The sequence below is a fragment of the Dictyobacter vulcani genome (assembly GCF_008974265.1).
Classification (GTDB): domain Bacteria; phylum Chloroflexota; class Ktedonobacteria; order Ktedonobacterales; family Ktedonobacteraceae; genus Dictyobacter; species Dictyobacter vulcani.
Map to the genome: position 1 here is coordinate 4,179,798 of NZ_BKZW01000001.1, position 22,225 is coordinate 4,202,022.

Consider the following 22,225-nt stretch of genomic DNA (forward strand, 5'->3'; position numbering starts at 1 on the left):
ATGAAAGGGGAAAGCATCTTTTCTCGGAGAGAGCTTCCTCTTTTTTTTACTCGCCGTGCCAGGCAGTAGCTTTCTTATATTTGTTTATCCTGCTTCCTGGTGGTCGGCGCTGCGTTGTTGGAGGGTGGCGAAGTTGGTCTGGAGCTTGGTTTTGGGTAGCACGACCTGGGTGGTATGTCCTTCGCCAATCAGGTCGTGTAGCTGGCTGACTGCTTTGCATTGTACATAGATCCGATTCTTGTCGGTACGTGTATAGTGGGTGGTGAAATCGATCCACATGCCGGGAGGGCTGAGGCCAGGTGACGTACCGTGACCTCATAGCCGATGGCGTCTTCGTCTTCCTCTAGAAAAGCAGGATCAGCTTGCGACCTGCCAGTTCCATGTGTCTGGTTAGCCAGTAGGTCGCATAGACAGGATGTACCTCGCCCATTTCCTCAAATTGCGCGGTCATCTCTGCGGTCACCACAATCCGCATCCTTGTTTCATGGTTTGCCGGGATCACGCGCATATATCCTCCAAACTTATGGTCAATTTTATGCTTACCGCATATTCAAGAGCAGGCGTTGTGGCTGCTCCAGGGTTGATATCAGGGTGTTGAGGAAACGCATGGCGAGCTCTCCGTCGATCAGGCGGTGGTCGGCTGTGAAGGAGAGTGGGAGCACCGGTCGCACCTCCAGCTGGTCTTCGACGACCCAGGGACGTTTGGTGATGCGGCCCAGTCCCAGGATGCCAGCCTCGCCAGGATTGATAATCGGGGTGGTGAAGAAGCCGCCGATGTTGCCATAGTTGCTGATGGTGAAAGTGCTGCCACGTAGCTCGTCGCGCTGGAGTTGCTGCTGACGGCCCGCTTCTGCGAGTCGATTGATTTCAGTAGCCAAAAGCGTGAGCCGGTCGGCATGGCGCAGTACTGGTACTAGCAGACCATCGGGTATGGAGGTGGCGATGCCGATATGATATTCGCGCTTGAGCACAATCTCCTGACGTTCATTGTCGATGCAGGCGTTGATATAGGGATATTGTTTGAGTGCCTGCACGAGGGCTTTGACGATGAATGGCAGATAGGATAGCTTGATGTTTTGTGCCTCGGCCACTGGTAGTAACTGCTTGCGTAGCTCGACCAGTCCACTGGCATCGACTTCGACCAGGGATGCCACCTGGGGAATCGTGCTCACTGAGAGCACCATATTCTCTGCGATCTTCCGGCGCATACCACGTAGCGGGATACGCTCTTCTGCCTGAGCGTCTTCCTGATTGCGGACTGGTTGGGCGGCCGGGGAAGTGGTAGCTGTACCGTTATTGGAACTGACAGGTTTACTGGTTCCGTTACTGCGTGTGGCGGCGACAGTTTCCTGCGGAGCGTTCAGGCGTGCAATCGCCTGCTGCACATCTTCGGTCCGCACTCGTCCGGAGTGACCGGTGCCGGTGAGGCTGGCGATATCGATGTTAAACTCACGGGCCATACGGCGGGCAACTGGTGTCGCCAGGGTGCGGTTGGGATGTGGTGGGCGCTGTCCGCCAGTCTGCTTGCTTCCATTGTGTTGGCTGGGAGCTGCGGTCTGAAGAGATGAGACAGCGGCTGTCAGGGTTACTGCTGCACTTTGTTTGGTGTGTCCATTTACCTGACTACCGTTACTGGTTGACTCCTGGTTCTCCTCGCTGAACCTGAGCAGTACGCTTTTGACCGGCACGATCTCGCCTTCGGCCACGGCCAGTTCGATGACGGTTCCAGCCACCGGCGATGGCAGCTCTACGACCGCCTTATCTGTTTGTACAGCCACAATCTCTTGATCCTGGATCACATTATCGCCAGGCTTGACTAACCAGCGGACGATCTCCGCTTCTGTAATACCTTCTCCCAGATCCGGAAGGTGAAACTCTACGGTCATTTTCAGCTCCTATGGACGGCTTGCTTTTTTAGCGGTGTATAATCAGCCGCCACTAGACGGTCATACTGGCTCTGGTGGCCTGGATGATGCGAGCGGCGCTCGGCACATGGTAATCTTCCAGGATCACGGGGGAGACGACGTCGTAACCGGTGACGCGTACGACTGGAGCTTCGAGCCAGAACAGGGCTTTCTCGTTGATGGTGGCCACGATCTCAGCTCCCACACCTGCGGTTTTCGGTGCCTCATGGACCACGATGGCGCGCCCGGTTTTTTCTACCGAGTGGATAATGGTCTCTGTATCAATGGGTGAGAGGGTGCGCAGGTCAATGATCTCGGCTGAAATACCTTCGTCGGCCAGTAGCTCGGCTGCTTCCAGGGCGGTGGCGACCATGGCGCTCCAGGCGATAATCGTGATATCTGTCCCTTCACGGACCACGGCGGCCTTTCCCAGTGGGACGGTATAGTGTCCGTCTGGTACCTCTTCGCGTTTGGCGCGATAGCCACGCAGGGGTTCCAGGAAGACAACCGGATCAGGATCGTTGATGGCCGCGAGTAGCAGGCCTTTGGCATCGTAGGGAGTGGCTGGCGCGACTACTTTGAGTCCGGGGGCGTGCACGAAATGGGCCTCCAGTGCATCACCATGAAGCTCAAAGGCGCGCACACCGCCGCCAAAGGGAGCACGCATCACCAGCGGACAGGTGAAGCGGCCGCGTGAGCGTGTGCGGATGCGGGCCGCCTGCAATAACAACTGTGCGAAGGATTGCATTGAGAAGCCGAGAAATTGAATCTCTGCCACTGGCTTTAAACCATAGGTCGCCAGGCCGATCGCGGTCCCGACGATGCCTGCCTCGGCCAGCGGGGTATCTACCACACGGTCCTCGCCGAAACGCTCGATCAAACCATCGGTGGCCCGGAAAACGCCGCCATTGCGGCCGACATCCTCTCCCATAACCATGACGTTCTCGTCGTCGAGCATCGCTACCTTTAGCGCGTCATTAATAGCCTCAATTAGATTGCGTTGGGTCATGGAAAAGTAACTCCTTTTTGTGTTGCCTTCAGATGGTCAAGGAGTTCTTGCCGTTGCTGATTCAGGATTGGGGTGGGCTCGGCATAGACCTGCTCGAACATGGTTTCAGGGGCGGGAATAGGCTCGGTCAGGGCAGTGGTGATGCTGCGGGCGATATATTCGCGTAACTCTTCTTCTAGCGCTCGCTGTCGTGTCTCGTCCCAGAGCTTTTCGCGCTCCAGACAGATACGCAGGCGTGTAATGGGATCGCGTTGATCTTTCCATTCGGTCAATTCACCAGCAGGTTGATAGCGCTGTGGATCATCGGCGGTAGAGTGAGGACCGAAGCGATAGGTGACGGCCTCGATCAGGGTTGGACCCTGGCCACTGCGGGCCTGTTTCAGGGCGGCCGTGGTTTCACGGTACATCGCCAGGACGTCGTTGCCATCTACCAGGCGGCCAGTAATGCCATAGGCCACAGCCTTCTGCGCGAGAGTCTCGCTGGCAGTCTGACGTGAGCGTGGTACTGAGATCGCCCAGCCGTTATTCTGGCAGACCAGAACCACCGGAGCTTTAAAGACGCCCGCGAAGTTAGCGCCCTCGTGGAACGCGCCTTCTGAGGTGGCGCCATCGCCAAACATCGCCAGCGTAGCCGTTTTTGCCCGCTTCAGTTTCATACCCCAGGCTACACCAACTGCATGTGGAATCTGCTCGGCAATACCAATCTGCAAGCCGAAGACATTCACATCAGCCGGAATCGCGCCAGCTTTAGGATGGCCGCGGAAGAAGAGTGGAACGTGTTCGGGGGGAGTCCATGGACAATACTGGCCAGCCCATCGCGATAGGAACTAAATAGCCAGTCATCCTGTTGTAGCGCCAGGCTACAGCCAACCTGGGCCGCCTCTTGTCCGGCGACCGGAGCATACGTACATAGACGTCCCTGGCGTTGTAGGTGAATCAAACGTGTATCAAAAATACGCCCAAAGCTCATCCAGCGATACATCTCCAATAACAGTTCTGGGGATTCCTCTAGCTGCATGCCTGGTTGCAATGAGCCATCGGGTGCCAGAACGGAAATCGGCTCGGGTGGGCGTATATCCTGTTCATGTAGTGTGCTCGTCATAGTCTACTTCCTGCACTTACTATTCATAGTATTTTCAGAGAAACCGCGCCCTTGCGGCCAGCCCTGGCAAGTTCATGTGACAAAAAAATATGTTAATTATCCTATCCACGTATGCACATACCCCGAACCTGCCCGACTTTTTCTGACTGCATAGACTGTACTGGAAACTACCGTATCAACTTACGAGATACGGTAGTTATTCCTATTTATATAATCTCGGCAAAGGCGATCGTAACGCTACTGGGATCAGCAAAGTTGGGTAGATCGTCCGTGGTCGCCTGACCTTCTGGTGAACCAAGTCCAGCTTTACGCTCATCTTTATTGTTGAAATAAAGGGTCGCCATCAGATAATAAGGAGCACTCTTGCCCGAAAAGCGGCTAACCTCTACTTTTTGCAGACCTGGAATTTTTTTTACCAGGGGGATATGGGTTTCAAAGTAGTGTTTCTCGAACTTCTCACGGTCGGCTGGCTCTTTATATAGGGCCATCATTGTGACTGTCATTGTCAACACTCTCCTCTTTGTATTTTTACCACGTGGTAAAAATATATCCTAATACGCCATTAAAAGTCAATATTTAATTTTGTCTACTTTACGTTATGCTAAAATAGCAAGAATTGAGATTGCCTGACTCTCCTGCAAACTTGAACGTTCGGCAGTATGCCTTACAGGATCGTGCTATGATGCGTAATGGAAGCTGACAATCCCTTCATAATAAATATACAGCAGGAAACAAATTTTATGAAACAGCATGTACAGAAGCTATCAAGCAGTCAGCGAGGGCGTAAGCAGGATGGCCAGGGTGAGGTGGTGAAGCGGACGCGTTTAACGCAGAAAGCGATTGTTGAGGTGGCGGCCCGTCTTTTCGCGGAACGTGGCTTTGGCGCGACCAGCCTCAACGATATCGCGGATGAACTGGGTGTCACCAAGGTTGCGCTTTACTATCACGTCAAAAACAAAGAAGAGATCCTGCGTCTGGTCTATCTGACCGTGCTCAATATCGCTGAGGAGCCGCTGCGGCGTATTGTTGAGTCCGAGCTACCTGCTCGGGAAAAGCTACAGCATGCGATTGAGCACCACATTGCTATTACCGCCAATACTTCTCCGGCCGTCACCGTTTTTTATCGCGAACAGGCCCATCTCTCCGGACCCTTTGCGCGTGAAATCGCGCTACGTGAAAAAGATTATGAGCGCTACTTTGAACAGATCTTGCAAGAAGGTATCACTCAGAAGATCTTCAAGCCTGATTTTGATTCCCAAATAGTCACCTTTGGTCTGCTCGGTATGTGCCACTGGCTTTCCCACTGGTATAAATCAGACGGGCGCTATACCCATCAACAGATTGCTACCATGTTCATTGGCATGATTGAAGGTGGCCTGCTTACCACCCCATAGCGGATTATACTGACCGATAAAATTATTTCTGTTATTGATTGACTTTTTAATCTTTCTCTTTTATATTTTTACCAGGCGGTAGAATTTTAGTGATATAATACGTTATCAAGCCGTTATTGCATATCCCGTGCCTCCGGGAAAGAGAGAGGGAAAGAGATTTTATGATTCAGGATAATGTTGAGGCGCGAACAGCGCAGTTCCGTGACTATCTGGCCGCAGGAGGCAAGGTTGAGGCTACTGATTGGATGCCGGATGCCTATCGACAGTCATTAATACGCTTCATTGAGATGCATGCGAACTCTGAGTTAATGGGAGCTCTGCCTGAGCGCGATTGGATTATGCGGGCTCCGACGATTCATCGCAAGCTGGCTCTGACCGCGAAGATTCAGGATGAGGTGGGGCATGCGGAATTGCTGTACCGGTTGGTTGAAGATCTGGGTAAGCCTCGTAGTGCCTGTCTGGATGATCTGATCGCGGGCAAGGGCAAATTCCACAATACCTTCCATTATGCGACCTATAGCTGGGCGGATGTTGGTATTATCGCCTGGTTGGTAGATGCGGCGGCGATTGTCTCGCAGCATGCTTTACGTGATAGCAGCTATGCTCCCTATGCACGCACTATGCAGAAAATTTGCTGGGAAGAATCATTCCACATGATGCACGGGCGCGACATGATTATCACTATGATGAATGGTACCGATGCGCAGCGTCAGATGGTGCAGGAGTCGCTGGATCGCTGGTGGCCCGCGCTGATGGTTTTCCATGGTCCTGCTACCCCACCCGAAAAAGATAAAGATTTGCAGTGGTGGCGCATTAAAGCGAAAGCCAACGAAGAGTTGCGCCAGGAATTCTTGAATGTCCAGGTTCCACGCTTACGCGAGGTCGGACTGGTGATTCCTGATCCAGAGCTACGCTACGATGCCGAACAGGGCCGCTGGCTGTATGGTGAGCCACAATGGGATGTTTTGCGTGCGATCTCCCGTAACCAGGGTCCCGCTTCCGCTGAGCGCATTGGCTTCCGCCGCCTCTCCTATGAAGATGGTCAATGGGTACGTCAGGTTATGCAGCAACGCTCGCTGGCCACCCAGGCCAACATCGCCTGAAGTCGAGAAAGAGGAAACTATGTTGGAGCCCAATGCCTTATCTACGGCTTACTCGACCTCAGTCGATGAGGGCGAGGTGTTTGAAATTTTTCAACAGGCTGGCCGCGATCCTCTGCCACGTCATGGTGGCAACCTGCGCGCGCCCGATCCAGAACTGGCGGTCCACTATGCCCGCGAGTTTTATGGTCGTCGGCAGGAGAGCGATAAGATCTGGATTATTCCACGCCGCCGGATGGTCGAACTTCTGGCTGATGCGAATCCCGCTGCCGTAGCTGAACAAGCCGCCAGCGAAGTGTCAGGCACTCCAGAAACCTTTGCGCTCTTTGCGCAACAGCAGCCAGGGCGGCCCATGCTCTGGCTCCATAACCTGGAAGCTTCCGGCCTTGCTGAGGCCGAGGCTGCTGCGTTACAACTGGCCAGAGAGCATGCAGGTGTTTACCTGCGCTTCTGGCTCTGTCCATTGGCGGCTATTGCTCTCCTGGATCTGCCAGACCTGCTTAAGCCGCCGCTGGATCGTTCATATCGCCGCCTGGATGGTTACGATATCCGTGAAAAATTAGCACAGGCCCGCCAGCGTGTGAAGGCCGAGGAAGCGAGTCACTGATGATGAAGATGGCGGATGCCACCAGTGTGCCTGTTGAGCTCAGGCAGCCTTTAAGTAACATGCTGCTGGCCCTGGCCGATGATGAATTTATCCTGGGCTACTGGGATTCAGAATGGACCGGCGTGGCGCCGATGCTGGAAGAAGATGTGGCCTGTAGCTCTATTGCTCAGGATGAGATTGGTCATGCCCGACTTTTTTATCAAGAGGTGGCGGCTTTAACCGGTGTCAGTCCTGATGATATTGCTTATGGTCGCAAGATTGAAGACTATCGCCAGATTCAACTGGTAGAACATCGGCGTGGCAACTGGGCTTTTACCATCGCTCGTCGTTTCTACTATGAGACGGCGATCAGATCGCTCGCGATCTGGCCAGCCTGCAAGGTTCGGTCTATGCACCATTGGCCCAGGCAATCGCCAAGATCCAGCGGGAAGAGACATATCACCAGATGCATATTGGCACCTGGCTGCAACGCCTGGCCAATGGCACTCCCGAAGCTCGCCAGTTATTAGAGCAGGCCCTGGTCCAACTCTGGCCGGATGCTCTGGGGATCTTTGAGCCGTTTGCCGACGAGGAGACTCTGCTGGCGGCTGGTATCCTTCCTGACGCATCAGAAGTCTTGCAGCAGCAGTGGTTGAGTAGTATCGCTCCCATCATCACGCAATTGAATTTGCCTGTCCCTCTGGAGCGTGTCTCGCGTGCTGGTGTTGCGGAAGACCGGGATCGCGCAGAGGTGCTAAGATCTACTGTACCAGCCCGCTATGGTGGTCGCCAGGGACAGCATAACGCGGACTTCGCGGACCTGTGGGAGCAGATGACGATGGTCTATCGCCTGGATCCTCAGGCTAGCTGGTAGTTACACGCACAGGAGGTGTACGATGTCTGAGCCAATTCCAATACCAACCAATCAAGTAGTCACCGAGCAGCAGGTCTGGGATGCTCTGCGGACGGTACCAGATCCAGAATTGCCGGCGATTTCGGTGGTGGATATGGGAATTGTGCGCCGCATCGAGATTGATAGCGAGCCCACGGCTCTGCGCGTCACGATTACACCTACCTTTGCAGGCTGTCCTGCGCTCAGCCAGATCCAATTGACGATTCGCGAGTGTTTGTTGCAGTTCACTACAAATGTCGAGGTGCTGGTGAGCATGGAGCAATCCTGGACCAGTGATATGTTGAGTGAGGAAGCTCAGGAGAAGCTCAGACACGTCGGGATCGCGCCGCCACCAAAGGTCGGCCGTGGACCGCTCTTACCTGTGCTGATGCAGAAGCCACTCACCTGTCCTTATTGTGGTTCGCAACAGACCAGCCTGGAAAATACGTTTGGGCCTACTCCCTGTCGGGCTATTGCCTACTGCGCGAACTGTCACCAACCTTTTGAACAATTCAAGCCGATTTAAGCTTGTCGTATCCTCCAAAGAAGTGGGAAGGAAATCATATTTATGTCACAGGAAGCAGTGATTCTGGCCGCTGTCCGTACCCCGATCGGGCGCTATAATGGTGTCCTTAAAGATGTTCGTCCTGATGATCTGGCGGCTCTGGCTATCCATGAGGCCGTCAAGCGCGCCGGGATTGCGGGCGATGAGATCGAGGATGTAATCCTGGGTTGCGCCAATCAGGCGGGTGAAGATAACCGCAACGTGGCGCGGATGTCCCTGCTCTTAGCGGGACTCCCTGTTACAGTAGCCGGTCAGACCGTTAATCGTCTCTGTGGCTCTGGTTTGCAGGCGGTCAATACCGCCTCCCAGGCTATCTGGTCTGAGCAGGGAGCGTTATTTGTGGCTGGCGGCGTCGAGAGTATGACGCGTGCCCCATTTGTGATGGGCAAAGCCGAAGCGGCCTATCCCCGCGGCAATATCACCATGTACGATACCACCCTGGGCTGGCGCTTCACCAATCCTCGCCTGGCTGAACAGTATTATCCATATAGTATGGGTGAAACCGCCGAAAATGTGGCCGAGCGCCACGGGCTGTCCCGGGCCGAACAGGATGAGTTTGCTTTGCGCAGCCAGCAGCGGGCCGTGGCGGCTCAGGAAGCCGGGCGCTTTGCCGACGAACTGATAGCAGTAAGCGTGCCCCAGAAAAAAGGTGAGCCGCTCAGCATTATCAAGGATGAGCATCCGCGCGCCGATACCTCACTGGCAGCCCTGAGCAAACTCAGGCCAGCCTTTAAAAAAGATGGTGGCACTGTGACTGCGGGCAACTCGGCCGGCATCAATGATGGCGCGGCCGCCCTGATCCTTGCCTCCCGCGAGTATGCTCAATCCCATCAGCTCAAACCGCTGGCCCGCATCGTCTCGACCGCCGTCGCTGGAGTTGATCCCGCCTACATGGGGCTCGGACCCATTCCTGCGGCCCGCAAGGCCCTGCAACGCGCTGGCCTCTCGATTGCCGATATGGATCTGGTAGAGTTGAACGAAGCCTTTGCTGCCCAATCCCTGCAATGTATGCGTGAGCTAGAGATTCCTGTCGAGAAGCTGAATGTCAATGGTGGGGCCATCGCGCTTGGACATCCACTCGGTGCCTCTGGCGCACGTATCCTGACCACACTGCTGTATGAGCTGCGCCGTCGCAATGGACGTTACGGCCTGGCCTGTATGTGTATTGGCGTTGGTCAGGGCATTGCTACCATTATTGAACGACTCTAATCTAGCACTTGCTTCGTGTGAGTTATAATGATGGAATAGTTCATTTATGGGAGGATGTGCATACGTATGACGATTATATCGCAACAGCAAGAGGGGGTTTTGACCCTGACCTTGAATCGTCCAGAGGCCTTGAATGCCGTTACGACCGAGATGCTGGTTGAACTGGGTAATGCTCTGGAACAGGCTCAGGATCCCGCGGTCCGTGTGGTTGTACTCACTGGATCTGGCCGAGCTTTTTCGGTGGGACAGGATCTGAAAGAGGTGCAGGGGCGCAATGTGTCGTTTCAGGCGCACTTGAGCCACTATAATCGCGTGATCAAGTTGTTGCAGCAACTGGAGAAGCCAGTTCTGGCGGCTGTTAATGGGGCGGCAGCTGGTGCTGGCTTTTCATTGACGCTGGCCTGCGATCTGCGCCTGGCCTCGGAAAAAGCCTTTTTTACGCCGGCTTTTAGTCGCATTGGCCTGGTTCCGGATAGTGGCATGAGTTATTTTCTACCGCGCATTATTGGCTGGACCAAAGCCTATGACCTGATGACTTTTTCACCACGTATAAGTGGAGAGGAAGCGTTTGAGATGGGACTGGTGGATCGTATCTTTCCCGCTGAGGGCTTTGAGAAAGATATCCGCTTATTCGCTACCGAATTGGCTCAGGGTCCTACACTGTCCTTTGGTCTGACCAAACAGCTCCTGCGCCGTAGCGCCAGCTCCAGCCTTGAAGATATGCTGGATTATGAGGCAGAAATGCAAGAGATTGCTGGCCGGAGCCAGGACCATGCTGAAGGCCTCCAGGCTTTTCTGGAGAAGCGTGCACCGCGTTTTAGCGGTCAGTAAAAGTATAAGCAGTGAGCCGGTGAATATACATGCATATTCACCGGCTCGCTTTTGTGTTTACCGCCTCACGACGATATCTACATTACATTACATTTTCAGGAACCTGTATGGCTCCGGCTGCCGCTCCGCCTGTAAACTGGCTGTTGTACAGGTCGGCATAGAAGCCTTTCTGGGCCAGCAGCTCTTCATGTGTCCCTTTCTCGATGATACTGCCGTGATTCATCACCAGGATCAGATCCGCGTCGCGAATAGTTGAGAGCCGGTGCGCGATCACAAAGCTGGTACGACCCTTCATCAGCTCGCTCATAGCTTTCTGGATGTAGATCTCGGTACGCGTATCCACACTACTCGTGGCCTCATCCAGGATCAGGATCGAGGATTGGCCAGGATGGCGCGCGCGATCGTCAGGAGCTGTTTTTGTCCCTGCGAGATGTTGGTCGCCTCTTCATTCAGGATCGTGTTGTAGCTATCCGGTAGGGTCCTGATGAAGTGGTCAGCATGGGCAGCTTTTGAGGCCTGAATAACTTCTTCCTCAGTGGCACCTTCGCGCCCATAGGCAATATTGTCGCGGATTGTCCCATTGAAGAGCCAGGTATCCTGTAGCACCATGCCAAACATGTTGCGCAAGTTACCACGCTTCAGATCGGTGATGTCAACGCCGTCTACCAGGATGCGCCCACCATCGAGTTCGTAGAAACGCATCAAGAGATTGACCAGCGTGGTCTTACCAGCACCGGTTGGTCCAACCACAGCGATGGTCTGGCCAGGTTTGACATCGATATTCATGTTTTCCATCAGTGGCACATCAGGTTTATAGCCAAATTTGACATGATCAAACTGGACCGCTCCGTGGGGAGCCTCGATGACTTTGGCCTCAACGGCTTCAGGAATCTCCTCCTGCTCATCCAATAGTTCAAAGACGCGCTCGGCTGAGGCTACCGTGGATTGAATGATATTTGCGATATTTGCCAGCTGCGTGATCGGCATCGAGAACTGGCGTGAATACTGGATAAACGCCTGGATATCACCGATCTGGATGGCGTTCTGGGTGACCAGAATACCACCGATGACGCTGACAAAGACATAGCCCAGGTTACCAATAAACATCATCAGCGGCATGATGGTGCCCGAGATAAATTGAGCCTTCCAGCCAGACTCATAGAGCTTCTCATTAAGTTTATCGAATTCATCGATCGAGCGACGCTCAAAACCAAAGGCCTTGACGATCTTATGACCGGCATACATCTCTTCAACGTGTCCATTCAATTCGCCCAGCGCTCTCTGCTGTCCCACAAAGTATGTCTGTGAGCGTTTGGCCACCACGATGGTCACGACCAGACTCAAGGGAATGGTCAGCACTACTACCAGTGTGAGCAAGGGACTGATCGTCAGCATCATCACAATAACGCCAATGATCGTTACCAGCGAGGTAATCAACTGCGTCAGGCTTTGCTGTAAGGTGCTGCTGATATTATCCATATCATTGACGGCGCGACTCAGGATTTCACCATGGGTGCGTGAGTCAAAGAACTTTAATGGCAGGCGAGACAGTTTTTCTTCGACCTGTTTGCGCAGATCATAGACGGTCCGCTGGGCCACACTTGCCATGATATATTGCTGGATGTACGCAAAGACTGAACTGATGATATATAGAACTGCCAGGAACATCAAAATGTTCCAGATGGCATTAAAATCAACCCCGCCTCCTGGCACGCCCTTAAATTTAGCTATCAGACCTTCGAACAGCTTGGTAGTTGCCTGACCAAGAATCTTGGGCTTACGATATTAAAGATGGTACTGATAATCGCTGCGATAAAGACGATTGCCAGCAGAAACTTATGCGGCATCAGATAGCCTGCGAGCCGTTTGATCGTACCTTTAAAATCTTTGGCTTTCTCAACCGGCATTCCCATGCCCATACCCGGGCGTCCACCGGGTCCCATGCCCATGCCCCCGCCTGCTGGTGGACGTCGTACTCCACGTTCCTGGCTCATGCTATTTCCTCCATTGAAAGCTGTGAGGAGACGATTTCATAGTAAACCTTGCTGCTCTCCAACAGTTCACGGTGAGTGCCGATACCAACAATCTTTCCTTCATCCAGGACGATAATGCGATCGGCGTCCATCACGGTACTGACGCGCTGCGCCACGATCAGGACGGTTGATTTTCTCGTCTCATCTTTGAGTGCGGAGCGTAATCGGGCATCAGTCTTGAAGTCCAGGGCTGAGAAACTGTCATCAAAAATGTAGATCTCGGGCTGTCGTACCAGGGCGCGCGCAATCGAGAGACGCTGTTTCTGACCACCGGAGACGTTGTTACCACCCTGGGCAATCGTGGAGTCGAAACCATCTTTCATCTCTGAGATAAATTCGGTTGCCTGTGCCACGAGCGCTGCATGTTCAACTTCTTCGATGCTGGCGTCCTCTTTACCATAGCGAATGTTTTCAGCGATGTTACCGGTGAAGAGTACGGCCTTTTGTGGCACAAAACCAATTTTTGAGCGTAGCTCTTCCTGGGCCATTTCACGCACATCGATACCGTCTACCAGGATACTGCCCTCATCGATATCATAGAAGCGTGGGATTAAACCAACCAACGTCGATTTACCCGCACCGGTTCCTCCAATAATGGCGGTGACTTCACCGGGATTGGCCTGGAAGGTGATGTCTTCAAGGGCTGGCTGTTCTGCGCCAGGATAGCTGAAGGTAACGTGTTTGAATTCCACATACCCTTTTTTCTGACCGCCGTGTTGCAGTTTTTTTGCATCCACGATCTCGGGCTCGATGTCCAGCACCTTGTTGATACGCTCGGCTGACGCTGAGGCACGGGGAAGCATGACAAACATCATCGAGACCATGATCAGCGAGAACATAATCTGCATGGCGTACTGGAGAAATGCGATCAGGGCACCAATTTTCATATCTCCATTGTTGATGCGGATACTACCAAACCAGACAATGGCGATCGTCGTAAAGTTTAGCAACAGCATCATCAACGGCATCAGAAACGCAATCGTGCGGTTGACTTTGATCGCGGTATTGGTCAGGTCCTCATTGGCGTTATCAAAGCGTTGTTTTTCATGCGCAATACGGTCAAAGGAACGAATAACACGTACGCCGGTCAGTCCCTCATCTAATACCAGGTTCAGCTTATCAATTTTGAGCTGCATAACCTTGAAGAGCGGGATAGCTTTGCCGGTAATAATGAGGATAGAGATGATGATAATCGGAATCGCCGCCACAAAGACCCAGGAGAGCTGTACGTCCTGGGACAGCGCCATGATGATACCACCAATACAGGTCAGTGGTGCGCTGATCATCATGCGCAACATAATAATCAGGATCTGCTGTACCTGGGTTGTGTCATTGGTGGTGCGCGTAATTAAGGATGCGGTGCCAATCTGATCAAACTCGTGGAGCGAGAACTGCTCGACACGGTGAAAGATTTTGGCACGCACGATACGACCAAAGCCAACGGCGCTTTTTGATGAGAAGTAGCTGGCTATAACTGAACAGCAGGTGCCGCCCACCGCGATCAGCAACATAAAGCCACCGACCCGTAAGATATAATTGGTATCTCCTTTGACAATGCCTGTATCCACGATATCAGCCATCAGTGTTGGCAGATAAAGATCCGACAGAGACTGTAAAAGGACCAGAACCACGACTAGTGCCACATACCAGCGATATGGCTTTAAAAATCTGAATAACTTGATCATGCTTCCTCGCTTCCGCTCCAGTATGTATGTTGTAGGGCGGCTTCTTTTCCGTTGAAGTATGTTGATACGCTGATTAAAAGTTCAGCAAGTTGTTGGCTTTGTTCTTCACCCAGATACTCGATCAATCCGTGGAGCGAAGCAAAAAAGGCCTCAGCCGCTTTTGTTGCGATGAGATCACCTTTCTCGGTCAACTTGATGCCAACGGTGCGCCGATCTGAAGGATCGCTATGGCGTTCCACCAATCCATCAGCCTCCAGCCGTTTCAACAGCTGTGTGACCATAGGCGAGGTGACATGTAAAAGCCTGCTGATCTCTGATACCTTCATTTCCTGGGTAGGAGGCGCGACATTTCTTTTAATACATAGTAATACTTTGATCTCACTTGGCTTACAGCCTTCAATCGACCTCTTATGCCACTCTGCTCGATCGAACTGCATAAAAGACCGCAGGAGCTGTCGCGCCGTTGCATTGTCCTGTACGTACAATTGCGCACCTCCTTTTTGCATAGGATGGCAAATAATTTTGTAGATAATTAATTTGGTAACCTAATTATATCTACAAAAAATTATCCTGTCAATCACTCTTTTCACGCATTGTCGCTTACGCTTTTTATCACCAGACATGGCCCAATGACTTTAAAGGATCAAGAAAAGCACACAGGTAGGTTCGACCCTTTGGGTCGATTGGTGCCTGCACGATATCCTCCTTTTCCCATGATCAAGCCTCTGTACGCCTTGCTACGTGTGATCCTGCGGCTGTGAAGGTATCGTGGGGGTAACCAATCGACCCAAAGGGTCGAACCTACGCTTTTTACATCTCTTGATCCTTTGAGATGATGTTGATTGAAAGCCATGCCACCATAAGGCTGCACAATAAAAGAAAGCCAGCAACAACGATGTATACATTGCATCGTTGTTGCTGGCTTTCTCTGAGCTAGAGAATTAACCCTGAATGCGCTCTAAAACAATCACTGGAATCTGGCGGGTGGTTTTCTGCTGATACTCACCAAATCCAGGTGCAATGCTGACCTGGCGTGCATAGAGGTTATTGCGCTCCTCGCCAGTGGCTTCGGTCGCCTTTACTTTGAGGGTTTCTGTGCCGACTTCAACGGTCGCCTCTGGATTAGCGATCAGGTTGTGATACCAATCAGGATTGGTTGGTGCACCTGCTTTGGATGCGAAGATGACCATGCGCTCACCGTCTGGCAGATAGACCAGGGGTGTTGTGCGTGGTTGACCACTTTTGGCGCCTGTGCTGGTTAGCAGCAGCATATAAGCGCCTTCAAATGGGCCTCCGACCTTGCCGCCATTGGCGCGAAATTCATTAATAATCTGCTGGTTCCAATCATTTGGGTTAGCCATACAAAAAGCTCCTTCTTATAATCATTGTAATCTTCATTGTGTCGTCTGTGCTCGCTTGTCCGTCTATTCATTGCTTTGAAAGACCAACAATGCGGGAGGTACTCTACCTGTACAAGGCCAAATAATTGCAGCACATCCCCCCGCTATTTCCATAAGGAACAACACCGAGCTTCAATAGTTTTATTCCCAAATCTTTTTTTATTTCGCTGTGTGAAATAGCTTGAAAGTGGTAAATAAATAATATTATGGCATAATAAATGTAGAAGATGGCAAGGCGCATGAGGATAAAGCCGCTGTGGTTGTGTTACAGCAGCTTCAGGGGAGATGGAGCGGGAGCAAATGTGTGTTGGCACGCATGGCGAGCGTACTGCTGCACTGGTGCAAATCCAACTGGCCTTATCGTTGTATCAGGTCTGGTCAGGCTGAATTGAGTACACCAGCTGCTTGTATATCCGCCATCAATACGCAAAAAAATCTTAGAGAGTAGCTGCAATAAGATGTTCTTTCTTGTGTTGCTGTTCAACTTTTTGGGTTTCAACAGTGTTGTTCGCAGGTGTCTCGTTCATCTGATGAGCATATCTATATGCATCATGGCGTATGCTGAACGACTGGATCACACGGTCGTTGGGGCCTGGTCCTTTTTGGGCAGAGATGCGTTCACGAATAATAAAGGTTTGCTCTGAAAGCGGCTGAACATAGTAGCGGTTTTTCATCGAAGTACCTCCAATCTTTTCCCTGATACAGGGTATACTGGTTTACATATGCATATTGCTGCTGCTCATAAACTTTAAATTATTTGAACTCAAGCTTATGGGGATTTCTAGCGCGTGCAAATATAGCATATGTAAGAACGAATAGAAAGTCTTCTGAGTATACGCTACTTCCAGTGGGAACACAATGCTTTCAGTATTTTGCCCTATAATACGTTTAGTGGATTGGTACTTAACGCCAGGATTTTTTTAATATGGTAGTTAAATATTTGTGTTTCCAGCGTTGATAAAAGGGAAGATAATGTGCTGGAAAGTAGATGAGTGTGCTTTCTGGCCAATATGTTGCGCGAGGAGTTCTACTCTTGGGAATAGTACAGAAGCCTTTTGCTGAGGCGGCAGTGCGTTTTTTAGATGGTCCACTGGCTGAAAAAGTTATTTTTCTTGACAAGCCGATCATCTCGCTTGGCCGTGATGCACAGAATGATATTGTTGTCTCGGACCCTCGTGTTTCGAGGCACCATGCCGTCTTCGTTGGTTTGGTAATACGTGGATTGTTGAAAATATCTCTCAAAATAATCAGATTGCCCTTGATGAGCAGCGGATACAACAGGGGGCGCTTCACCATAATAGTGTGGTAAAACTGAATCCAACTATCAGTTTTGTCTTTTTCTTGCGTCAACCAGATGTCCAGACTCCGGCGCCTGGACCCCTTACTCCTAATCCTCCTGTTTTCCAGACACCAGCACCTGCTCCACCCCCCCCCTTTTCTCCTCCTGGACAAGCGGTACCCCAACATATCAGGACTGAACGGCTGAGTAACATGTTGCCGCCTGGATCTCCTGAGGGGACGCAACTGGCGCATTTGCAGGCCAACAAGATGCCTTCTTTGCTGGTGAGTAACAATACAAATAGTGATCGTCAGATCTATGCTCTCAATCAGAAGGTGATAAATATCGGGCGTACGCCCGATAATGAGATTGTCATTAACTCGCCCATTATCTCTGGTAACCATGCACAGATTGTGCAGGAGGAGGACAAGCTATTTCTGATTCACCCTCATCCTCGCCGTGGTCGCACGCTAAATGGTTTGTGGTATCAGGGACAACATATCCTTGGCAATGAGCCGTTCCGCCGACAATTACAGGCCGGGGATATTTTCCGTATCGGGGATGAGCATGGGGCGCTGGTAACCCTGACCTATGACGCGGGTACGGAGGCCCCTGTAGAACAATGGCCTCAAATGCCGCCGATTATTTTGCAGGAGGGACAACTCACGATTGGGCGCACTCCTGATAATATGGTTGTCCTTAACCATCCTCAGGTTTCGGCGCATCATGCTATCGTGGAAAAGGTTGCTGGCGGGTACCGTTTGCTCGACAATAATAGTACCAATCATGTCTATATCAATGGCGAGCCCGTCAGTACCCAGTTGTTGCGTACCGGTGATGAGATCCGCATTGGTCCCTACCGCTTAACATACACCGGGACCGAGTTACGGCAGTACGATGAGAGTAACCATATTCGGATTGAGGCGTTTCACCTGAAAAAGAGTGGTACCAATAATATTGTCCTGCTCAATGATATCTCGCTGGTTATCCCTCCCCGTAAGTTTGTGGCCCTGGTGGGTGGTTCGGGGGCTGGAAAATCAACCTTGATGGATGCCTTGAATGGTTTACGGCCGGCCCAGGATGGTGTGGTGCTGTATAACGATGTCGATTACTATAGCAATCTGGCGGCCTTTAACACACAGCTTGGTTATGTGCCGCAGGATGATATTGTGCATCGCGATCTCACCGTTGAGCGCGCGCTCTACTACGCGGCCAAATTGCGGCTACCGGGTGACTTTACTAAAGAACAGATCTCCTGGCGTATCGATGAGGTGCTCGAAGACGTAGAAATGACCGAGCGGCGTAGTTTGCTGGTCAGCAAGCTTTCAGGAGGACAGCGTAAACGCGTCTCAATCGCGCTCGAACTGCTGGCTAATCCCGGTGTCTTTTTTCTTGACGAGCCCACTTCTGGACTGGATCCCGGTCTGGATCGTAAAATGATGACGCTCTTGCGCCGGCTGGCTGACCGGGGTCGCACCATCGTACTGGTTACCCATGCGACCAATAATATCAATACGTGTGATTACGTCTGTTTTCTGGCCCAGGGTGGTCGCCTGGCGTACTTTGGTCCACCTAATGAGGCCAAGGATTTCTTTCAGAAATCCGATTTTAGTGAAATCTATAGTGCGTTAGAACCAACGAAGGATCAGCCAGATATTCCACAGCAGGCGGAGGAGCGCTTCCGTAACTCTCCGGATTATTTGCGCTATGTGGCAACTCCCTGAGCGAAAGTCAGGCGCAAAAGAAACTGGCGGAGAGCACGGGTACGCATACCAAAAAAGTACATCCACACGTCAAGTCTGGTAGCGGGTGGACACAATTTATCTTGCTCTCATCACGTTATCTGGAACTGCTCAAAAATGACGTTGGCAACCTGCTCATTCTGCTCTTACAGGCTCCAGTCATTGCGATCATGCTGGTATTGATGGTGCGCTTCGAGGTCGGTGCTGGAGTTTTTGATGCCAACAAACTGACACAGTGTCGCACCCAGATCCTGACCAATGCTGGTCCATTAGCATTGCCGCAGGCCAAACAGGTAGAATTGATCGACTGCCAGAAGGTGATGGACTTTCTGCATACAGATGCTGCCGCGCAGAGCTTTGTCCAGCAAAAAGGTAGTGTCGCCCAGGCACTGCAGCCCTTTTTGATTCAGGGACCAGGCGCGGACGCGCAAAAAGTCTTGTTCATTATGGCCTTTGCTACTGTTCTCTTTGGCTGTATCAACGGTGCGCGCGAGATCGTCAAGGAAGCCGCAATCTATCGACGTGAGCGTACTGTGAACCTGGGTATTCTGCCGTATATGTTCTCGAAAGTTGTTGTGCTGGGTCTGCTCTGTCTTTTCCAGAGTGCGATCCTGACCCTGGTTGTGCAGATTGGTGAACCGCTGCGTCAGGGTATCTTTCTTCCACCAATGCTGGAGACCTATATCACGCTCAGTCTGACCTCGCTGGGTGGTCTGATGATCGGCTTAACCATTTCGGCGATTGCGCCCAATAATGATCGTGCGATCAGTCTTGTGCCGATTATTCTGCTACCGCAAGTGATCTTTTCGGGAGCCATTATTCCGCTCAAGGATTGGGTGACACAAATCATGTCGATGGTCTTTCCCACTCGCTGGGCCATGGCGGCCCTGGGATCCTCCATCGGCCTGCATGCTGACACCACCGGGGCGATAAACTCTTTGGCGATGATTATACCTATCATGGCACGCTCTTCTCCATCTACAGTCACGCCGAGGCCATGCAACGCTTGCTCGTCTCCTGGGCGGCTCTGGAGGCATTGTGGTTGTCCTGATGATTGTCATTGGCATCTTCCTTAAACGTAAGGACGCCCGCTCTTAAATACTGCCTGGTAGAGTAATGAGAAAGTGCCTGGACGAGCAATCCAGGCACTTTCTCATCTACACATGAGCGTGAAATTTAACGTCTGCGGTTTTGTCTACGCGATTGTTTGGCCATCTTAATTTTGGTCTTTTTATTTGCTGCTGCACGAGGATTTTTGACGGGTGTCGGATTTTCCGCAACTTCGTCATCCTGGTGGGTATGAGTATGTTCATGGCATAGGGAAGGTTATGAGAATGGATACTGGCGGTTGACGTTTTTTTTGTCACTCTGGCTGAAGTGTTTTCATCCTCTTGCCCGGCCTTTGCATTTTCCTCTGTAGCTCCTGCGACTTCAGGTTGTTTATCATCACCATTTTCTGGCTGTACTGGCGTTGTCGCTTTGCTGGTATCTGTACTTTTCATAAAAATGACTCCTCTTTGACTGATGTGTACTCTCATCTCATTATAATGGATGAATCAGCCTGGAAGGCAATGATACCATAGCTGTGGACAAGAATATAGTATCGGGGAAGGGAGAGGGTTGGAGAAGGTGGATCAGCGCAGGCTATTCCTGGTTGGTAGACCTGCGCTGGTGCTCATGAGCAGACATTGTACTGCCAGAAGACAGTAATCAAGCTCCGTATTTTTTGACGGTAAAGCTGGATAGGTGCTGAATGTGATCATAGATCCAGATTGCGCCGCCGGTACGATCGCCGGTAGCTGAATCGAATTGGCCATAGTATGCGTTTGTGCTTTGCGTATAAAGATCATCCAGACTATTTGTATCGTTAGGATTGGCAACGAGTTTGGTAGCATCGTTATGTATCTGGCCTAACATATCGACGATGCGGTTGAGGGCCGCATTCACCTGGTTAATCTGTTGCTTCTCGTCCGCTGTGATAGCGGGTGCTTCGATCAAACCAGTCAGATGGTGTCCCATCAGTCGATCAAAGCCAGTCGGTTTCTCATGTTCGGAGTCAAGGGTCAACAGGGCGATGCGAGCGATTTTGCTATCGACAAGGATTTTTGTTTTGGGTGGAACATCGCGTGAAACGTATTGTGTTCCATCAATATAGTCCAGGATTTTAATGGCATCATTTTTTGTGGTGTTGACATTGTTCTTGTCACGCGCATCTTTGGCTTGCATCATGACGCGTTGCAGGTTTTGATGGAACCAGAAGGCGACCCCACCCTGGAGATTGATATTCAGGTCTTTGTTTTGTAAGGTAGGATCCTGATAGAGCAAATGCCTTAGATGATCCAACTGGGTTTTACCAGACATATTCATCGAACTGTCATTACCGCCCATGGGCATACTGGAAGAAGAATTTCCCTGGGGATTTCTGAATAATAGCGCCACATACTTTTATCGGTGGTTGGCGTGCCGGGGGGACCGTACTGCTTTCCTCGGTTACCAGGAGGCGGCTCCCCAACGCGAGCAGATTATTATGGGTGGGGCTGACATAAGACAGTGTCGCGATATTATCATGAATATCAGAGAGTTTGCCCAGTGGAATCGTATTTGCTTCACCTGCCTGGGCATCGGCCAATAACCAGACATAATAGCTCTTGTCAGCATGAGGGGGAGTGAGATTATTTAAAATTACGTTGAGGCCGTCATTGGCACCTTTTGTGCCGTCATTGTTAAATAATTCCGAGCTTGTAAAATAGGCATTGCCAGCAATTGGATTAGGTACAGGTGCTGGTGGTTTGGGACGCAATACATTTACCAGGATAATAATGAGACTGGCGAGCACAATCAGCGAGGTCAGTGCTATTGAACCAATGACCATGTTTTTACGGCCAATAGTATAGGGCATGTCTCGCAACCTGACCATCCTGGGTGGTGGTGCCAGGGGCCGATCATAGGTAGCAGCCTGGGAAGTGAAATTGCTGATCCGTTTGGGCAGGCGAGAAGGCTCGGGCGCTTCCACCTTATGCAAGCTGTTTGTATCTCCAAGTGAGAGAATAAATAAGAGCTTTTCTAGCGCCTTGGGATAGTCCAGTGCAATATTGATGGTATTAAGTTCTGCCCATTCATAAGGCCCTTGAACCGTCTCTGTGGGAGTCGGAATCAGGCGTAAGAGTTCTGTATCTTGCTGTTCTGCGAGTGTCTGGGCAGCGCTAAAGATCGTGCGGGTTCTGGTGTGTTGTACTGTCTCGGCCGACTGTACGAAAACTATCCACTGACAGGTAGGCAGTGAGCGAGCGATATATTGAGAAAAATCCTCATCTGTATTCCTACCTGCATCGGTAATGACCTCTGTGCCAGAAGCGCGCAGGTCATCAAACAATTGTCGAACCAATTGTTGCTCTACATCTTGAGTTGTACCTGGATAATAGCAAATGAAGACTCTCGGAACGTCCATGAATCGTCTCCTAGAAGTACTGTGTAGAAAATTTATTTGACGGTCA

General features: G+C 51.4%; 25 protein-coding genes and 1 pseudogene. 11 read left to right on the top strand and 15 right to left on the bottom strand.

All coding sequences use genetic code 11. The features are described 5' to 3' along the window. Positions 1 to 84: 84 nt before the first annotated feature. The 7 genes from KDW_RS32920 to KDW_RS17860 all read right to left on the bottom strand — a co-directional run bounded on the left by KDW_RS32920 (position 85) and on the right by KDW_RS17860 (position 4,518). Entirely contained in the window at positions 85 to 279 is a 195-nt protein-coding gene (locus KDW_RS32920; protein ID WP_198925315.1) for a hypothetical protein, read from the bottom strand. A gap of 64 nt (positions 280 to 343) precedes the next feature. After that, positions 344 to 502, bottom strand: a complete 159-nt coding sequence (locus KDW_RS32925) for a thioesterase, FlK family (RefSeq protein ID WP_198925316.1) — start codon at positions 500 to 502, stop codon at positions 344 to 346. A gap of 37 nt (positions 503 to 539) precedes the next feature. Beyond that, a complete protein-coding gene (locus tag KDW_RS17840; RefSeq protein WP_151757198.1) occupies positions 540 to 1,886 on the bottom strand; it encodes a dihydrolipoamide acetyltransferase family protein in 1,347 nt (448 codons plus the stop codon). A 52-nt stretch (positions 1,887 to 1,938) separates the two neighbouring features. Then, entirely contained in the window at positions 1,939 to 2,913 is a 975-nt protein-coding gene (locus KDW_RS17845; RefSeq protein WP_151757199.1) for an alpha-ketoacid dehydrogenase subunit beta, read from the bottom strand. Continuing rightward, the gene (locus KDW_RS17850) at positions 2,910 to 3,638 is read right to left on the bottom strand and encodes a thiamine pyrophosphate-dependent dehydrogenase E1 component subunit alpha (protein ID WP_162005337.1); all 729 of its coding nucleotides are present in this window, start codon (positions 3,636 to 3,638) and stop codon (positions 2,910 to 2,912) included. Before KDW_RS17850 ends, KDW_RS17845 begins: the two co-directional genes overlap by 4 nt. Beyond that, positions 3,635 to 4,015, bottom strand: a complete 381-nt coding sequence (locus tag KDW_RS35045) for a thiamine pyrophosphate-dependent enzyme (protein WP_151757201.1) — start codon at positions 4,013 to 4,015, stop codon at positions 3,635 to 3,637. Before KDW_RS35045 ends, KDW_RS17850 begins: the two co-directional genes overlap by 4 nt. Before the next feature lie 206 nt (positions 4,016 to 4,221). Beyond that, the gene (locus tag KDW_RS17860) at positions 4,222 to 4,518 is read right to left on the bottom strand and encodes an EthD family reductase (protein WP_151757202.1); all 297 of its coding nucleotides are present in this window, start codon (positions 4,516 to 4,518) and stop codon (positions 4,222 to 4,224) included. Between the two features lie 237 nt (positions 4,519 to 4,755). Here KDW_RS17860 and KDW_RS17865 point away from each other — a divergent pair, with 237 nt between their 5' ends. The 8 genes from KDW_RS17865 to KDW_RS17900 all read left to right on the top strand — a co-directional run bounded on the left by KDW_RS17865 (position 4,756) and on the right by KDW_RS17900 (position 10,592). Further along, positions 4,756 to 5,409 (top strand): TetR/AcrR family transcriptional regulator, encoded by a 654-nt coding sequence (locus tag KDW_RS17865; protein WP_162005338.1) that lies wholly within the window; start codon positions 4,756 to 4,758, stop codon positions 5,407 to 5,409. Between the two features lie 161 nt (positions 5,410 to 5,570). Further along, positions 5,571 to 6,512, top strand: a complete 942-nt coding sequence (gene paaA / locus KDW_RS17870) for a 1,2-phenylacetyl-CoA epoxidase subunit PaaA (protein WP_151757204.1) — start codon at positions 5,571 to 5,573, stop codon at positions 6,510 to 6,512. Between the two features lie 19 nt (positions 6,513 to 6,531). Continuing rightward, the gene (locus KDW_RS17875; protein ID WP_162005339.1) at positions 6,532 to 7,116 is read left to right on the top strand and encodes a hypothetical protein; all 585 of its coding nucleotides are present in this window, start codon (positions 6,532 to 6,534) and stop codon (positions 7,114 to 7,116) included. Next, positions 7,116 to 7,625 carry a 1,2-phenylacetyl-CoA epoxidase subunit PaaC gene (locus tag KDW_RS35050; RefSeq protein ID WP_151757206.1) on the top strand — a complete coding sequence of 170 codons (510 nt, stop codon included), beginning with the start codon at positions 7,116 to 7,118 and terminating at the stop codon, positions 7,623 to 7,625. Before KDW_RS17875 ends, KDW_RS35050 begins: the two co-directional genes overlap by 1 nt. Next, positions 7,514 to 7,969 (top strand): Phenylacetic acid catabolic protein, encoded by a 456-nt coding sequence (locus tag KDW_RS35055; protein ID WP_162005340.1) that lies wholly within the window; start codon positions 7,514 to 7,516, stop codon positions 7,967 to 7,969. The genes KDW_RS35050 and KDW_RS35055 overlap by 112 nt, the downstream gene beginning before the upstream one ends. Positions 7,970 to 7,991: 22 nt before the next feature. Continuing rightward, complete coding sequence (paaD, locus tag KDW_RS17890) at positions 7,992 to 8,513, top strand: 1,2-phenylacetyl-CoA epoxidase subunit PaaD (RefSeq protein WP_151757208.1); 522 nt, start codon at positions 7,992 to 7,994, stop codon at positions 8,511 to 8,513. Between the two features lie 42 nt (positions 8,514 to 8,555). Continuing rightward, positions 8,556 to 9,761 (top strand): thiolase family protein, encoded by a 1,206-nt coding sequence (locus tag KDW_RS17895; RefSeq protein ID WP_151757209.1) that lies wholly within the window; start codon positions 8,556 to 8,558, stop codon positions 9,759 to 9,761. A 66-nt stretch (positions 9,762 to 9,827) separates the two neighbouring features. Next, entirely contained in the window at positions 9,828 to 10,592 is a 765-nt protein-coding gene (locus KDW_RS17900; RefSeq protein ID WP_151757210.1) for an enoyl-CoA hydratase/isomerase family protein, read from the top strand. Between the two features lie 82 nt (positions 10,593 to 10,674). On the opposite strand, the pseudogene KDW_RS17905 reads toward KDW_RS17900, so the two are convergent. The 5 genes and pseudogenes from KDW_RS17905 to KDW_RS17925 all read right to left on the bottom strand — a co-directional run bounded on the left by KDW_RS17905 (position 10,675) and on the right by KDW_RS17925 (position 16,384). Beyond that, positions 10,675 to 12,586 (bottom strand): annotated as a pseudogene (locus tag KDW_RS17905) (ABC transporter ATP-binding protein). Beyond that, positions 12,583 to 14,310, bottom strand: coding sequence for an ABC transporter ATP-binding protein (locus KDW_RS17910; RefSeq protein ID WP_151757211.1), 1,728 nt, complete (start codon positions 14,308 to 14,310; stop codon positions 12,583 to 12,585). Before KDW_RS17910 ends, KDW_RS17905 begins: the two are co-directional and overlap by 4 nt. Further along, complete coding sequence (locus KDW_RS17915) at positions 14,307 to 14,795, bottom strand: MarR family winged helix-turn-helix transcriptional regulator (RefSeq protein WP_198925317.1); 489 nt, start codon at positions 14,793 to 14,795, stop codon at positions 14,307 to 14,309. The genes KDW_RS17910 and KDW_RS17915 overlap by 4 nt, the downstream gene beginning before the upstream one ends. 456 nt (positions 14,796 to 15,251) lie before the next feature. Further along, a complete protein-coding gene (locus KDW_RS17920) occupies positions 15,252 to 15,671 on the bottom strand; it encodes a nitroreductase family deazaflavin-dependent oxidoreductase (RefSeq protein ID WP_151757213.1) in 420 nt (139 codons plus the stop codon). Positions 15,672 to 16,147: 476 nt separating this feature from the next. Next, positions 16,148 to 16,384 (bottom strand): hypothetical protein, encoded by a 237-nt coding sequence (locus KDW_RS17925; protein ID WP_151757214.1) that lies wholly within the window; start codon positions 16,382 to 16,384, stop codon positions 16,148 to 16,150. A gap of 359 nt (positions 16,385 to 16,743) precedes the next feature. Between KDW_RS17925 and KDW_RS17930 the strand changes: the two genes are divergently transcribed. The 3 genes from KDW_RS17930 to KDW_RS17940 all read left to right on the top strand — a co-directional run bounded on the left by KDW_RS17930 (position 16,744) and on the right by KDW_RS17940 (position 19,807). Continuing rightward, on the top strand, positions 16,744 to 17,019 hold the full coding sequence (locus KDW_RS17930; protein WP_162005341.1) for an FHA domain-containing protein: 276 nt from the start codon (positions 16,744 to 16,746) through the stop codon (positions 17,017 to 17,019). Continuing rightward, positions 17,013 to 18,713: an FHA domain-containing protein gene (locus KDW_RS17935; RefSeq protein ID WP_151757216.1), complete on the top strand. Its 1,701-nt coding sequence runs from the start codon at positions 17,013 to 17,015 to the stop codon at positions 18,711 to 18,713. The genes KDW_RS17930 and KDW_RS17935 overlap by 7 nt, the downstream gene beginning before the upstream one ends. Positions 18,714 to 18,814: 101 nt before the next feature. Beyond that, positions 18,815 to 19,807, top strand: a complete 993-nt coding sequence (locus KDW_RS17940; protein WP_151757217.1) for an ABC transporter permease — start codon at positions 18,815 to 18,817, stop codon at positions 19,805 to 19,807. A gap of 81 nt (positions 19,808 to 19,888) precedes the next feature. Here the strand turns inward: KDW_RS17940 and KDW_RS17945 are convergent, their stop codons facing one another. The 3 genes from KDW_RS17945 to KDW_RS17955 all read right to left on the bottom strand — a co-directional run bounded on the left by KDW_RS17945 (position 19,889) and on the right by KDW_RS17955 (position 22,179). Continuing rightward, complete coding sequence (locus KDW_RS17945) at positions 19,889 to 20,233, bottom strand: hypothetical protein (protein WP_151757218.1); 345 nt, start codon at positions 20,231 to 20,233, stop codon at positions 19,889 to 19,891. 208 nt (positions 20,234 to 20,441) lie between these two features. Beyond that, positions 20,442 to 21,125: a hypothetical protein gene (locus KDW_RS17950; protein WP_162005342.1), complete on the bottom strand. Its 684-nt coding sequence runs from the start codon at positions 21,123 to 21,125 to the stop codon at positions 20,442 to 20,444. Next, positions 21,109 to 22,179, bottom strand: a complete 1,071-nt coding sequence (locus KDW_RS17955) for a TIR domain-containing protein (protein WP_151757220.1) — start codon at positions 22,177 to 22,179, stop codon at positions 21,109 to 21,111. The genes KDW_RS17950 and KDW_RS17955 overlap by 17 nt, the downstream gene beginning before the upstream one ends. Positions 22,180 to 22,225: the final 46 nt, after the last annotated feature.